The organism is Massilia sp. LMS1-1-1.1 (assembly GCF_040815535.1).
GTDB classification, from domain to species: domain Bacteria; phylum Pseudomonadota; class Gammaproteobacteria; order Burkholderiales; family Burkholderiaceae_D; genus Janthinobacterium; species Janthinobacterium aestuarii.
Window position 1 is genome coordinate 26,518 of sequence record NZ_JBFPNG010000003.1, and the last position, 13,847, is coordinate 40,364.

Below are 13,847 nucleotides of genomic sequence, written 5' to 3' on the forward strand. Positions count from 1 at the left end.
CGGCCAGCCCGCCTGCGCCGCACCCGCGGCAGCACTCGTCATGCGCGGGCGAGTGTGCTATGTTTCGGCCATGCGAACTCCCACTTACTCTCCGGCGCCGCGCCGCGGCTACGGCTTCGCCCGTTCCGGCCCGGCCGTCACGGGCGCAACCGATTTTCTGCGCGGCAACGCGACGATGGCCTCATTGATGCCCACCGTCACGCGCCTGGCCGCCCTGCAAAAAGACTGCGCCAAGGCCCTGCCGGCGATGTTCGAGCATTGCGACATCCTGCAATTCGAGGGTGGCCAACTGGTGCTGGCCACGCCGAACGCGGCGCTGGCGGCCAAGCTCAAGCAGCAATTGCCGAAGTTGCAAGGGGAATTGGAAAGAAAGGGCTGGCAGATTTCAGGCATCAAGCTGAAAGTGCAAGTCATCAAGAGCATCGCGCCCATCGTGCATACACGGGCGCTGGTCTTGCCGGAAAAAGCCATGTCGGCCCTGGAAGAACTGAGCACGGCCCTGCCCGCGTCGAAACAGAACGAGCAATTGATCGCGGCGCTGCGCAACATGGTGCGCCACCACCGCGAACCAAAGGACTGAGAATAACGGCGCTAAATTAACGCATATCGCGTAGGTCGGACTAGGCCCTTCGGGCCGTAATCCGACAACACCACGATCAGTGCCAACATGGTTGTCGGGTTACGCGGGGCGTCGCCCCGCTCATCCGACCTACGTCAGCGACCACTCGCGTTCCATTTGACGCAGATACGATTGCGGCGCCGCCTCGTTCGTGTCGAACGAGACGATTTCATACGCATCGGGCTGCTCCAGCAGCGCCAGCAGCAGCTGGTTGTTCAGCGCATGACCTGACTTGTGCGCCGTGTAGTAGGCGAGCAAGGGGTGGCCGACCAGGTACAGGTCGCCGATGGCGTCAAGGATCTTGTGGCGCACGAACTCGTCTTCATAGCGCAAGCCGTCCGCGTTGAGGATGCGGTATTCGTCCATGACGATGGCGTTTTCCAGCGAACCGCCACGGGCCAGGCCCATGCCGCGCAAGCTTTCCACGTCCTGCATGAAACCGAAGGTACGCGCGCGTGCCACGTCGTGCACATATGACACGTCGCCAAAATCGACGGAGGCGCGCTGCATCGTGCCATCGACGGCCGGGTGGTTGAATTCGATGAAGAAATCAAGCTTGAAGCCGTCGTATGGCGACAAGCGCGCCCATTTTTCCGCGTCGCCCTTGCCGTGACGCACTTCCACGGGCTTGATGACCTTGATGAATTTCTTTGCCGCCTGCTGCTCTTCCACGCCAGCCTGCTGCAGCAGGTAGACGAAGGACGAGGCGGAACCGTCCATGATGGGAATTTCTTCCGCATTCACGTCGATATACATATTGTCGATCCCCAGGCCCGCCGCCGCCGACATCAGATGCTCCACGGTGGACACCCTGGCGCCATCCTTGATCAGCACGGAAGCCATGCGCGTGTCGCCCACGGCCATGGCGCTGGCGGGAAACTCGACGATGGGGTCGAGGTCGATGCGGCGAAACACGATGCCCGTGTCGATCGCAGCAGGACGCAGGATCAGCTCGACCTTGGTGCCGGAATGCAAACCGACACCGATGGTGCGGACCTGTTGTTTGATAGTGCGTTGTTTTAACATGGCACGATTATATCCAGTTGCGGCGTGGAATGCTGACCGGCAAAGAAATGCTAGGGATGCTCACTTTCCACATGCACGGCCTCTCGCCGCACCAGGTAGATGCCGCTGGCGATAATGATCGCCGCGCCAAGCAAGGTATAGCGATCCGGCAGCGCCTGCCACAGCAGCCAGTCTATCGCCACGCCCCAGGCCAGCGCCGTGTACTCGAACGGCGCCACGATTGACGCCTTGCCGGTGCTGAAGGCCTTGGTGATCGCCAACTGCCCAAAGAAGCCTGACAGCGCCAGCACCATCAAGATCGAGCCATGTTCGGCACGCACAGGCACCCAGATATTCCACGCCAGCGTTACTGCGCCAATCGACATCAGCGTCAGCAGCCAGAACATCATCGCCTCGGTGCTGTCGGTGCGCGCCAGCACGCGCGCGCTGATGGCAGACACGGCGTAGCAGGCAGCTGCCACCAGAATCGCCAGCCCGCCCAGCGACAGGAAGCCGGTGCCTTCGGGGCGCAGCACCACCAGCACGCCCAGCAGGCCGACACCAATCGCCACCCACTGCCCGCGGCCCACGTGCTCCTTCAGCACCCACACCGAGAGCGCCGTGATCAAAGCCGGCGCGATGAAAAAGATCGAATATGCCTCGGCCAGCGACAGCGACTTCAGCCCGAAGGCAAAGGTGGTCAGCATGGCGATGCCGAGTGCGGCGCGCAACAGGTGCATTGGCCAGCGTATGCGGAAGATGCCCTTGAACGCACCGCGGTACAGCATGTAGCCGCACAGCAGTGGCAACGAACTGAGCGAGCGCATCGCCGTGACCTGCGTGGCGGGATAATGGGCAGACAGCAGCTTCATGGCGGTATCCATGCACGAGAACATGGCTACCGCAATCAGCATCGCATAGATGCTGTGCAGATTTTCTTGACGAGAAGACAGGGAAAGCTCCTTGACGACCGGTCCGAGGCGGACCACTGGGAACGTCATTATGGCGACGTCCGGAGCCAGCACAGCGGAGGCGCTGCCGGGATTGATTATAGCAAGCCGGCCAGCTCATCAGGGGCGACGACGAAAACAGTGCCTGGATCAAGTACTGCCGCAATCGCGGCGGCGGTGCCTGAAATGCTTGATCCACGTCATCGTTTTTTTAAAAGATGCATGTAAAATGCTTGTTTATAATTTTGCAACGATGGAGAACGAGAGATGGACAGCAAGAAGATAGATACCACCAACGACACGCCGTCGAGCCGCCGCGGCTTTCTCGGCAAGAGCGCCGCACTGGGCCTGGCAGGCGTCACGCTGGGCCTGGCCGGCTGCAAGGAGGAAGCTGCCGCCGGCGGCAAGAGCGCTGCCGCACCGGCCGCACACCACGGCACCGAAATCGCGCCAGGCCAGCTGGACGACTACTATGCTTTCATCAGTTCCGGCCATTCGGGCGAAGCGCGGGTGCTCGGCCTGCCTTCCGGGCGCACGCTCAAGCGCATCCCGGTGTTCAACGTCGATTGCATGGTCGGCTGGGGTATTACCAATGAATCGAAAGCCATCATCGGCACCAAGCCCGACGGCACGCTGAAATACATCACCGGCGACACCCACCATGTCCACGGCAGCTACAAGAACGGCACGTATGACGGCCGCTGGCTGTTCATCAACGACAAGCTGCATTCACGCGTGGCGCGCATCCGCATGGACACCATGGAATGCGACAAGATCACCGAACTGCCGAATGTGGCCGGCTTCCACGGCCTGTTCCCTGACAAGCGCGATCCGGTCGACCAGAAGATTGACTACACCACCCGCGTGTTCTGCGGCGCCGAATTCCATATCCCGCTGCCGAACGACGGCCGCGACCTGGACAATCCGGACAAGTGGGGTGCGTTGTTCAGCTGCGTCAGCGCAGAGACCATGGAAGTGATGTGGCAGGTGCGCGTTGACGGCAATATGGATCTGTGCGCCACCTCGTACGACGGCAAGCTGGCCGCCTGCAACCAGTACAACGTGGAAAACGCCGCCGACCTGAACGGCATGATGGCGGCCGAGCGCGATGCCTGCGTGTTCCTGCATATCGAACGCGTCGAGGCCCTGGTCAAGGCAGGCAAGTTCACCACCATCGGCAGTTCCAAGGTCCCCGTGGTCGATGGCCGCAAGGCTGCCAACGCCGATCCGAAAAGCGCGATCTCGCTGTACGTCCCGGTCAGCAAGAACCCGCATGGCGTCAACGCCAGCCCGGACGGAAAATACTTCGTCTGCTCCGGCAAGCTGTCGCCGACCGCCACCGTGATTGAATTGAGCAAGGTGCTGCAGTGGTTCGACGGTAACGTCAAGGATCCGCGCGACACCGTGGTGGCCGAACCGGAAATCGGCCTCGGCCCGCTGCACACCGCCTTCGACGGCAGGGGCAACGCCTATACCTCGCTGTTCCTCGACAGCCAAGCCGTCAAATGGAATGTGGATGCAGCCATTGCCCAGTTCAAGGGCGACAAAAACGCCAAGGTCATCATCGAGAAGCTGGACGTGCACTACCAGCCGGGCCATAACTACTCATCGATGGGTGAGACCAGGGAAGCTGACGGCAAATACCTCAACTCCGGCAACAAGTTCTCCAAGGACCGCTTCCTGCCAGTCGGCCCGCTGCATCCTGAAACCGAACAGTTGGTGGACATCAGCGGCGCCAGCATGAAGCTGATAGCCGATCACACTGCCTACCCGGAACCGCACGATGGCATTATCGTGCGCCGCGACGTGGTCAAGACGCGCCAGATCCACACCATGACCGACTTCCCGAATGCCGTCACGCCGGAAAACGCCGGCATCGAGCGCAAGGGCAACAAGGTGCATGTGCGTCTGATGTCGCAAGCGCCGGCGTTCAGCATGCCGGTCATCAAGGTCAAAAAAGGCGATGAAGTCACGCTCACCCTGACCAACTACGACAAGGTCGAAGATTTGACTCACGGTTGCGCCATCCCGACCTACAACATCAACTTTATCGTCAATCCGCAGGAAACCAAGTCGGTCACTTTCAAGGCCGATCACGCCGGTGCGTTCTGGTTGTATTGCACGCACTTCTGCCACGCCCTGCATCTGGAAATGCGTAGCCGTTTCCTGGTTGAAGCCTGAGTTGTCCCGCAAGTCCATGCCGGCTGATGCGTCAGCCGGTATGGCATATTCTCATGACGACTACTTTAAAAACCTTGTTCAATTCGCTGGCGTCGTGCTTGATGTTACTGGCTATGCTGGCGCCGCCCATCGCCGCCGCCAACATCTACGACGCTGAACTTTCCTCCGAACTGTTGCACGGCGCCGACCTGTGCGCGCATGCCGCCTGCCGCGACGTGATGCCGCAAGCGCAGCGCTTCTCGCAGCGCATGGGTTCTCCACGCTATGTGCAAGCGCTGGACGCCGGCGGCAAGCTCGTTGGCTACGTTTTCCTGTCAACCGACGTGGTGGACATTCCCGCCTATTCCGGCAAGCCGGTCATTACACTGATCGGCATGGACACCGCAGGCATCATTACCGGCGTGCGCGTGATCAAGCATTCCGAACCGATCCTGCTGGCCGGCATACCGGAATCGGCGCTGCTCAAGTTCATCGGACAATATGTCGGCCTGCGCGGTGACGCCAGGCTGGAAATTGGCCGTGGCGGCGATGGCAGCGTGGGATTGGACGCGATCAGCGGCGCCACCGTGACGGCCATCGCCGAGAACCAGGTAATTTCCCGCAGCGCCTATGAGATCGGCCGCCAGGTCGGCATCTTCACTGCGGCGGCGCGGCCGCCAGCCCGCTTCACGCCGCTCGACGAGCGCCTCAACTGGGGCAAGCTGGCCGACGAGGGCTCGGTCGGCCGCCTGACGATCGCCGCGCGCGAAGTCGGCGCCGACAGCGCACGCGGCGACTACATCGATCTCTACTTCGGCTACCTCAACACGCCGACGCTGGGCAACAGCCTGCTGGGCGAGGACAACTACCAGCGCCTGATGCGCGACCTCAAGCCGGACGAGCATGCGATCTTCGTCATCGCCAACGGCCAGACCTCGTTCAAGGGCTCGGGCTTTGTGCGCGGCGGCATCTACGACCGCATCCAGGTGCGGCAAGATCCTGAAACCTACACCTTCCGCGATACCGACTATCTCAATCTGTATCACCTGCAGCCCGGCGATGTGCCCCAATACCGCGAATCGGGCATCTTCATCGTCCGCTCGAAACACTTCAATCCGGCGTGGCCTTGGACGCTGACGCTGCTGGTCAATCAGTTGGACGCCAAGGGCGCCAAGACCTTCACCCACTACGACCAGACATACTGGCTGCCGGCCCGCTATCTGGAAGGCGGCCATCCGAAAGTGGTGACGGCGCGCCCGGCGTGGCAAAACATCTGGCTGGACCGGATTCCGCAAATCGGCTTCTTCGTCGCCACCCTGTTGTTTACCGCCATCTGGTACGCACGACGCGACCGGCTGGTGCGTGCATCGACGCGCAAGCACAAGCCTTTGATCAGCTGGCCGCGGCTGGTTCTATGGATCATCAGCGCCGGCTTCATCGGTTTCTACCTGAAGGCGCAGCCCAGCATCACGCAGATCATGACCTGGCTCCATTCGCTGATCCATCAATGGCGCTGGGAGCTGTTCCTGTCCGATCCCTTCATCTTCCTGTTCTGGTGGTTCATCATCATCACGGTGCTGATCTGGGGACGCGGCCTGTTCTGCGGCTGGTTATGTCCATTCGGCTCGCTGCAGCACCTGATGCTGAAACTCGGTTCCGCCATCGGCCTGAAACGCTGGCAGAAACTGCTGCCAAAACCACTGCACGACAAGCTGCGCTGGCTGAAGTACGTCATCTTCTTCGGCCTGATCGGCGTATCCCTGTTCTCAATGGAGACGGCCGAACATCTGGCCGAAATCGAACCCTTCAAGACCACTTTCCTGGTCGGCGTATGGAACCGCAGCTGGCCATTCTGGCTCTTTATCGGCGCCATTCTGGGCCTGTCGCTGTTCAGCGAGCGCCCCTACTGCAAATACCTGTGCCCGATGGGCGCGGGCCTGGCGCTGCCCGGCAAGTTCCGTCTGTTCGGTCTGAAGCGCAAGGCAGAATGCACCAGCTGCCACGCCTGCGCCGCCGGTTGCGGCTCGCACGCCATCGACAGCCAAGGCAAAATCGATCAGATGGAATGCATGCTGTGCCTGGACTGCATGGTGATGTACTACGACGATCACGCCTGTCCACCCCTGGTGAAAGAGCGCAAGCGGCGCGCTGCCAAGGGTGAAGCGCTGACGCGTATCGGCGCCGACGGCTACTTCCTTACGCTCGACAGCTTGCGCTCAACGCTGCCGTCGCAAGGCAAGGAAGACGCATGAGGCTGGCGCCTTCCGCCCTGCTGGCGCTGATGCGCGCGCTGGTGCTGGCAGCCATACTGGCCGGCTATGGGCCGGGCCTGGCCGCCGCCGTGCTGGAAGTGGCGCCGGGCATGTCGATCAATGCGGCCATCGCCAGTGCGCAGAAAGGCGACACACTGCTGATCGCACCCGGCAGGTATAACGAACACGTGCTGGTCGACAAGGCGCTGACGCTGCAGGGGCGCAGCCATCCCACCATCAGCGGCCGAGGGTACGGCGACACCATCCGCATCACCGCCCCCGACGTCACCCTGATCGGCCTGATCGTGATCGACAGCGGCGCGGACCTCACTGCGCAGAACGCCGGCATTTATATCGTGCCTGGCGCGCATCGCGTACAGATCAACAACTGTCGACTGGTCGCCAACCTGTTCGGCATCTGGCTGCAAGGCGTTGACGATGCGCGCTTGTTGAACAACACCATCACCGGCCGGCGCGACCTGCAATCGGCGCAGCGCGGCAATGGCATCCAGGTGTACGACACGCGCGGAGCGCGCGTCACCGGCAACGAAATCAGCGGCACGCGCGACGGCATCTATGTCGACGTCTCGCGCGACGCGCAATTTCGCCACAACCGCATCCATCATGTCCGCTACGGCACGCACTACATGAACACCCACCACAGTACCTGGGAAGACAACGAGGTATATCTGAGCCGGGCCGGGCTGGCGCTGATGGAGGTGCGCAGCCTGACCGTGCGCCGCAATATCGCGTGGGGCAATACCGATCACGGCATCATGCTGCGCACCATCCAGGACTCGCTGATCGAAGACAACGTGGTGGCCGGCAACGACCGTGGTTTTTTCATCTATGACGCCGAGTACAACACGCTGCGCCACAACCTGATCATCAATAACCGCACCGGCGTGCACCTGTCGGCCGGCTCGTCGAACAACCAAGTCGATGGCAACGACTTCATCGGCAACCAGGAGCAGGTGCGCTTTGTTGCCGCGCGCGATGTCGAATGGGGCAAACAGGAAGGTAACTACTGGAGCAATTACAACGGCTGGGACCAGAACGGCGACGGCCAGGGTGACGTGGCGTATGAAGCGAACGACCTGGTTGACCGTCTGAACTGGCAATACCCGCTGCTCAAGCTGCTCGGCGCCAGCCCCGCGCTGCAGACGCTGCGCTTTGCCGCGCGTCAGTTTCCGCTGCTGCGCGCGCCAAGCGTAGTCGACCGCCATCCGCGCATGCGCCCGCTCTCACAGAATTGGAAGAAATGGAATGACATCGCTCCCCGCATCGAATACAACTGAAGCCGCCGTCAGCCTGCGCGGCATCCGGCATCGCTACGGCGCGCTCACGGTGCTGCAGGACGTCAGCTTTGACATCGCCCATGGCACCATGTTCGGCCTGATCGGCCACAATGGCGCCGGCAAGAGCACGCTATTCAAGCTGATGCTCGGTCTGATCACGCCCTGCGCCGGCACGCTGCACGTACTGGGACAGAACGCGGCCGAACCTGCCTTTCGCCAGACGCGCCGGCGCGTCGGCTATCTGCCGGAAAGTTTTCTCACCTACGATAACCTGAGTGGCCAGGAAGTACTGCACTTTTTTGCGGACTTGAAGCACATTGCGCGCGCTGCTTGCGCACCGTTGCTCGACCTGGTGGGCCTGACGCATGCCGCCGCGCGGCCGGTACAGGGATACTCCAAGGGCATGCGCCAGCGGCTCGGCCTGGCGCAGGCTCTGCTGGGCGAGCCGGACCTGATCTTCCTCGATGAGCCGACCAACGGATTGGACCCGCAAGGCATCGCCGACTTTTACGCCATCTTGCGCACCGCGCAGGACCGCGGCGCCACCATCGTCATCACCTCACACATCCTGGCAGAGATCGAGCACAGGGTCGACCAGCTGCTCATCATGCAGAGCGGCACGGTGGCCGCGCAAGGCACGCTGAGGCAGCTGCGGACGGGTACCCATGCTCCCCGGATGCTGACCATTACCGCCACGATTGCGCCTGCGCTGCAGGCGGGCGTGCGAGCGGCGCTGGCCGCGTTGCCGCTGGAGCTGGCGCTGGAGGTGCATGGCGAACAGCTGCACGTACGCTGCGCCAGGGCCGACAAGATGGCTGTGCTGCGCCAGCTGGCCGCTTGCGCCGACGACATCGCGATTCAGGAATCGACATTGGAACAAGTATTTCTCGGCTACGGAGGCACCCATGCGCGCACGCATTGAATGGCGCCAGGTCGGCGTGCTGGCCGCAAAAGAATGGCGTGAGCGGCTGCGCAACCGCTGGGTGCTGGCCGTGGCGCTGGTGTTTGCCTTCTTCGCGCTGGCCATCGCCTACTTCGGCGCAGCCCAGCAGGGACAGGTTGGTTTCCACGGCATCGACGCCACTATCGCCAGCCTGTCCAGCCTGGTGATCTATCTGGTGCCGCTGATCGCCCTGATACTCGGCTATGACGCGATTGTCGGCGAGCGTGAGCGCGGCGCGCTGGAACTGCTGCTGTCGATGCCGGTGACGCCGCTGGAAGTGCTGCTCGGTAAGTATCTCGGCCTGGCGGCGGCGCTCACCAGCGCCACCGCGATCGGCTTTGGCGCCGGCCTGCTGCCGCTGTTCTCGCAACTGACTGTGGCCGAGGGCTGGCGCTACGCCCAATTCGTCGCCAGCGCCGTGCTGATGGGACTGGCCTTCCTCAGCATTGCCATGCTGGTATCGGTCAGCACCCGCGACCGCGTCCGCGCCAGCGGCATTGCACTGGCGCTGTGGTTCCTGTTCGTACTGGTGTTCGACCTGCTGCTGATGGGGGTGATGGTGCTCAGCCAGGGCCAGCTCGGTAGCGGTCTGTTCGCCGCCATGCTGATGCTGAACCCGGCCGACGTATTTCGCCTGCTGAACGTGTTCAGCTCGGACCAGGCGCAAGCCATGTATGGCCTGGCCACCGTGATGCCGCAAGGCTGGACCCACCCGGCGCTGCTGTCGGGCGTGATGCTAGCCTGGATTTTTTTACCGTTTTCTATCGCACTCAGGAGATTTTCATGACTATTTTCCACCTGCGCAGGAGCGCGCTGGCCGCACTGGCCACCCTTGCGCTGGCCGCCTGCACATACAGCGCCACCAACCTGCCAGCCATTGATCCGTCCGACGAAGCCGCGTGTGCGCTGGACGGCATGCTGCTGCGCGACTTCCCTGGGCCGAAAGCACAGGTTCGCTTCGCCGACGGCAAGACCAGCTACTTCTGTGACGTAAAAGAACTGCTCGGTGAAATGCTGGCGCCGGAACAGCGTCGCGCCACCAGCGCCTTCTACGTGCAGGACATGGGCAGCGCCAACTGGCAACAGCCGCAAGGCCACTGGATCGGGGCACACGACGCGCTCTATGTATTAGGCAGCAAGGCGCAGGGCTCGATGGGCCCGGCCATCGCCTCGTTCAGCCGGCAGGTGGACGCGGAAGCGTTTGTTCGCAAGGAAGGCGGCCGCGTGCTGCGCTTCAAGCAGATCACGCCAGCCCTGCTGAACGAAGCCAGCGGCGCCATGCCGACGCACGCCATGGCGCATTGAAGCACCACCGCCTGGGCCGGCATTGCCGTTCGGCGGAAAGCGCCGGTCCGTTTTTACCCCGGCATTTGCCGACTTACTTTTGAAAAGAGACAGACCATGAAGAAACTACTTGCACTGGCAGCAATGCTGGCAGCCATCACCTGTGCCACCAGCGCCGCCGCTGCGCCGGACGCCGCCAAAGTTGAGAAAACCTACTCCACCACCTGCCTGGCCTGCCACGGCAGCGGCATCATGGGCGCGCCCAAGGTTGGCGACAAGGCGGGATGGAAACCGCGTATCGCCAAAGGCAAGCCGGCGCTGTACCTGAGCGCCATCAACGGCGTGAAAATGATGCCGCCACGCGGCGGCAATCCAGGCCTGAAGGATGATGAAGTGAAAGCACTGGTCGACTACATGGTCGCCAAGAGCAATTAAGACTGCTGGCCGCCGCCTGCGCGCGGCGGCCACACCCGGAGATATTCCATGTTCACCCGCACGCTGCTGGCGCTACTGCTGTTCCTGACTGCTTGTTCCGGCGAGGAACGCCTCTACAAAACCCGGGGCCACGTGTTCGGCACCACGGTCGACATCACCATCTACGGTGGTTCGCAGCAGCGCGCCGACCTGCTTGGCGCCGAGGTATTGAGAGAATTCGATCGCCTGCACCGTAAATTCCACGCGTGGGAGCCAAGCATGCTCACCGCCCTCAACGACAGCATCGCCAAAGGCGAGCCAATGCGCGCCGACGCTGAAATGGTCGGCCTGCTAAAATCGGCCGAGAAGCTGTCAGTGCGTTCCGGCCTGCTGTTCAACCCCACCATTGGGCATCTGATCAGGCTGTGGGGCTTCCAGAAAAACGACATCGGCGCGCAGGGACCGCCGGCCGCCGAGATCAAGCGCTGGGTCGACGCGCGGCCATCGCTGTCCGACCTGCGCTACAACGGCAACATCATCAGCAGCGTCAACCCTGCCGTCATGATCGATCTCGGCGGCTACGCCAAAGGTTACGCGCTCGACCGCGCCGCAGCGCTGCTGCGCGAAGCGCACGTCAAGGCGGCGCTGGTCAACATCGGTGGCAACGTCATCGCCATCGGCCAGCCCGGTGAACGACCGTGGCAGGTCGGCATCCGCGATCCGCGTGGCGCCGGGACAGTTGCGCAGATCGCTTTGCGCGACAACGAAGCGATCGGCACCAGCGGTGACTATGAACGCTACTTCATGAAGGACGGCAAGCGCCGCCCGCACATCATCGACCCGCGCAGCGGCTACCCGATCGATCTGGTCGCTTCGGTCACCATCATCGCCAGCGGCGGCCGCGACCCTGGCCTGCGCTCGGACGGCCACTCCAAACCGCTGTTCATCACCGGCCCCCGAGACTGGCAAGCGATGGCGGAAAAACTCGACCTGAAAGAAGTGCTGATGGTTGACGCCCAGCGTAATGTCCACATGACAGCAGCCATGCAAGCGCGCATTGCAGGTGCAGAGCGGCACGAGCACGCCGGGACCTGGCAAGCACGCGAGTGACGTCTACGACACAGGCAACAGCATCACCAGCTTCAGTTCATGCTGGCGCGCCAGGTGCAAGGTCACCTGATTGAAACTGAGCGCACCCTGCAGCGGATGCTGGAAGCTGCGCAAGCCGCCATCGCGCCCCAGTACTTGCTGCGCACTCCACCACAGCCGGAATTCCAGGCTGGCGCCGGTCAGTTCCGCGATCAGGCCGGCCAGTGGCGCCTGGTCTGCGTGGCGACCGATATCGGCGCGGAACTCCGCCACCAGGCGGCGCGCACGCTCGGGCCAACCGACGACGAGCTCGCGCGCAGCCGCATCGAGGAACATGAAGCGCAGCTGGTTCGGCGCGCCCTCCCCGGCCTGCAGCCAGCCCGTAAACAAGGTGGACGCGGCCCCGTTCCACGCCACGGCGTTCCATGCGCGGTCGAGGATGTACGCGGGCGCGTCGATGGCGGACACGATGGCGGCCAGTTCGGCGCTGGCAAGTCCACCGCCCTCGCCTGTGCCATGGCTGGGGTCATGCTTGTCGGCCACCTCGAACAGATAGGCGCGCTCGGCCGCGCTCAGCTGCAGCACCTGCGCCAGGCGGGCCAGCATCTTGGCCGAGGCCGATACAGGCCTGCCCTGCTCCAGCCACGTCAGCCAGGTGGGACTGACGTCGCACAGCTGCGCCAGCTCTTCACGCCGCAAGCCCGGCGTGCGCCGCCGTCCGCCACCGGGCAAGCCAGCCATGGCGGGGGTGACGGCTTCGCGCCGGGCGCGGATGAATTCAGCAAGTTTGTTCGACATGAGATGGATGCATGGTAGTGTATATACCAGTATAAGTTATGGTCTTGTTACAGGATAATTTTATCCTTATTCTGCAGGAACTCACCCATCAACAGGAGAAAACCATGCAGCAGCACGATGTCGTTACCGAACAGTTTGGCAAAACAGCCAATGCCTACCTGAGCAGCGCCGTCCACGCGCAAGGCGCCGACCTGGTGCTGATGCAGGAATGCGCGCGCCGCCACGGCAAGCCCGTCGTCCTGGACCTGGGCTGCGGCGCCGGACACGCCAGCTTTGCCGTCGCCCCCGTGGCGCAATCGGTCGTCGCCTACGACCTGGCGCAACCGATGCTCGACGTCGTCGACCACGCCAGGGCGCAACGCGGCTTGCACAACATCAGCACGCAACAGGGCGACGTGGCCCGCCTGCCGTTTGCCGACGCCAGCTTCGACATGGTCGTCACGCGCTTTTCCGCGCACCACTGGAACGACGTTGCCGCTGCCCTGGCAGAAGCGTGGCGCGTGCTGCGTCCGAACGGCACCTTGCTGGTGATCGATATCGTCGCGCCCAAGACAGCCCTGTACGACAGCACCTTGCAGGCGGTGGAAATGCTGCGCGACGCCTCCCACGTGCGCGACTACCGCACGTGCGAATGGGGCGCCAAATTCAACAACGCGGGTTTTAACCACAACTTGCACAGCGTGTGGAAACTGACGATGCAGTTCGACGAATGGGTGGCGCGCATGCGCACGCCAGGCGAAAGAGTGGCGGCCATCCGCAACCTGTTCGATGGCGCGCCCGAGGAAGCGCGCCAGTATTTCGCGCTGCAGGACGATTATTCATTCGATATCGACGCGGCCATGTTCGAGGCGACAAAACCGGTGGTGCAATAAAAAAACGGCGCCAACATGGCGCCGTTTTTTTACATCGTAGATACTGTTATCCCCGTCAAGCAGCGTGCAAGGTCGGATCAAATATTTTTCCCGACCTGAGCACGCCGAATGCTACATGCACCAGCTTGCGCATCATGGCGCCGATGATCAGTTTCTTTGCCTT

General features: G+C 62.5%; 13 protein-coding genes and 1 pseudogene. 10 read left to right on the forward strand and 4 right to left on the reverse strand.

Features of this window, described 5'->3' with window-relative positions; translation table 11 throughout:
* Positions 1–70 precede the first annotated feature (70 nt).
* Entirely contained in the window at positions 71–580 is a 510-nt protein-coding gene (locus MRBLMS1_RS09695) for a DciA family protein (RefSeq protein ID WP_034748833.1), read from the forward strand.
* A 129-nt stretch (positions 581–709) separates the two neighbouring features.
* On the opposite strand, the gene lpxC is transcribed toward MRBLMS1_RS09695, so the two are convergent.
* Complete coding sequence (lpxC, locus tag MRBLMS1_RS09700) at positions 710–1,645, reverse strand: UDP-3-O-acyl-N-acetylglucosamine deacetylase (RefSeq protein ID WP_072456936.1); 936 nt, start codon at positions 1,643–1,645, stop codon at positions 710–712.
* A 50-nt stretch (positions 1,646–1,695) separates the two neighbouring features.
* A complete protein-coding gene (locus tag MRBLMS1_RS09705; protein ID WP_034748837.1) occupies positions 1,696–2,538 on the reverse strand; it encodes a DMT family transporter in 843 nt (280 codons plus the stop codon).
* Positions 2,539–2,841: 303 nt separating this feature from the next.
* Between MRBLMS1_RS09705 and nosZ the strand changes: the two genes are divergently transcribed.
* The 8 genes from nosZ (at position 2,842) to MRBLMS1_RS09745 (ending at position 12,035) form a co-directional block, all read left to right on the forward strand.
* Positions 2,842–4,755 carry a TAT-dependent nitrous-oxide reductase gene (gene nosZ / locus MRBLMS1_RS09710; RefSeq protein WP_034748840.1) on the forward strand — a complete coding sequence of 638 codons (1,914 nt, stop codon included), beginning with the start codon at positions 2,842–2,844 and terminating at the stop codon, positions 4,753–4,755.
* A 53-nt stretch (positions 4,756–4,808) separates the two neighbouring features.
* Entirely contained in the window at positions 4,809–6,986 is a 2,178-nt protein-coding gene (locus MRBLMS1_RS09715; protein WP_485879197.1) for a 4Fe-4S binding protein, read from the forward strand.
* Complete coding sequence (locus tag MRBLMS1_RS09720) at positions 6,983–8,284, forward strand: nitrous oxide reductase family maturation protein NosD (RefSeq protein ID WP_485879198.1); 1,302 nt, start codon at positions 6,983–6,985, stop codon at positions 8,282–8,284. The genes MRBLMS1_RS09715 and MRBLMS1_RS09720 overlap by 4 nt, the downstream gene beginning before the upstream one ends.
* A complete protein-coding gene (locus MRBLMS1_RS09725) occupies positions 8,253–9,206 on the forward strand; it encodes an ABC transporter ATP-binding protein (protein ID WP_485879200.1) in 954 nt (317 codons plus the stop codon). Before MRBLMS1_RS09720 ends, MRBLMS1_RS09725 begins: the two co-directional genes overlap by 32 nt.
* Positions 9,190–10,014: an ABC transporter permease gene (locus MRBLMS1_RS09730; protein ID WP_200872998.1), complete on the forward strand. Its 825-nt coding sequence runs from the start codon at positions 9,190–9,192 to the stop codon at positions 10,012–10,014. The genes MRBLMS1_RS09725 and MRBLMS1_RS09730 overlap by 17 nt, the downstream gene beginning before the upstream one ends.
* Entirely contained in the window at positions 10,011–10,532 is a 522-nt protein-coding gene (locus MRBLMS1_RS09735; RefSeq protein ID WP_070305655.1) for a nitrous oxide reductase accessory protein NosL, read from the forward strand. The genes MRBLMS1_RS09730 and MRBLMS1_RS09735 overlap by 4 nt, the downstream gene beginning before the upstream one ends.
* 96 nt (positions 10,533–10,628) lie before the next feature.
* The gene (locus MRBLMS1_RS09740; protein WP_485879203.1) at positions 10,629–10,946 is read left to right on the forward strand and encodes a c-type cytochrome; all 318 of its coding nucleotides are present in this window, start codon (positions 10,629–10,631) and stop codon (positions 10,944–10,946) included.
* Between the two features lie 48 nt (positions 10,947–10,994).
* Entirely contained in the window at positions 10,995–12,035 is a 1,041-nt protein-coding gene (locus tag MRBLMS1_RS09745; RefSeq protein ID WP_100875650.1) for an FAD:protein FMN transferase, read from the forward strand.
* Between the two features lie 3 nt (positions 12,036–12,038).
* On the opposite strand, the gene MRBLMS1_RS09750 is transcribed toward MRBLMS1_RS09745, so the two are convergent.
* The gene (locus MRBLMS1_RS09750; protein ID WP_485879206.1) at positions 12,039–12,812 is read right to left on the reverse strand and encodes a helix-turn-helix transcriptional regulator; all 774 of its coding nucleotides are present in this window, start codon (positions 12,810–12,812) and stop codon (positions 12,039–12,041) included.
* A 104-nt stretch (positions 12,813–12,916) separates the two neighbouring features.
* Between MRBLMS1_RS09750 and MRBLMS1_RS09755 the strand changes: the two genes are divergently transcribed.
* Positions 12,917–13,684, forward strand: coding sequence for a class I SAM-dependent methyltransferase (locus MRBLMS1_RS09755; RefSeq protein WP_485879207.1), 768 nt, complete (start codon positions 12,917–12,919; stop codon positions 13,682–13,684).
* 55 nt (positions 13,685–13,739) lie between these two features.
* Here MRBLMS1_RS09755 and MRBLMS1_RS09760 read toward each other — a convergent pair.
* Positions 13,740–13,847, reverse strand: a pseudogene (locus MRBLMS1_RS09760) (IS110 family transposase); the annotation flags it as partial.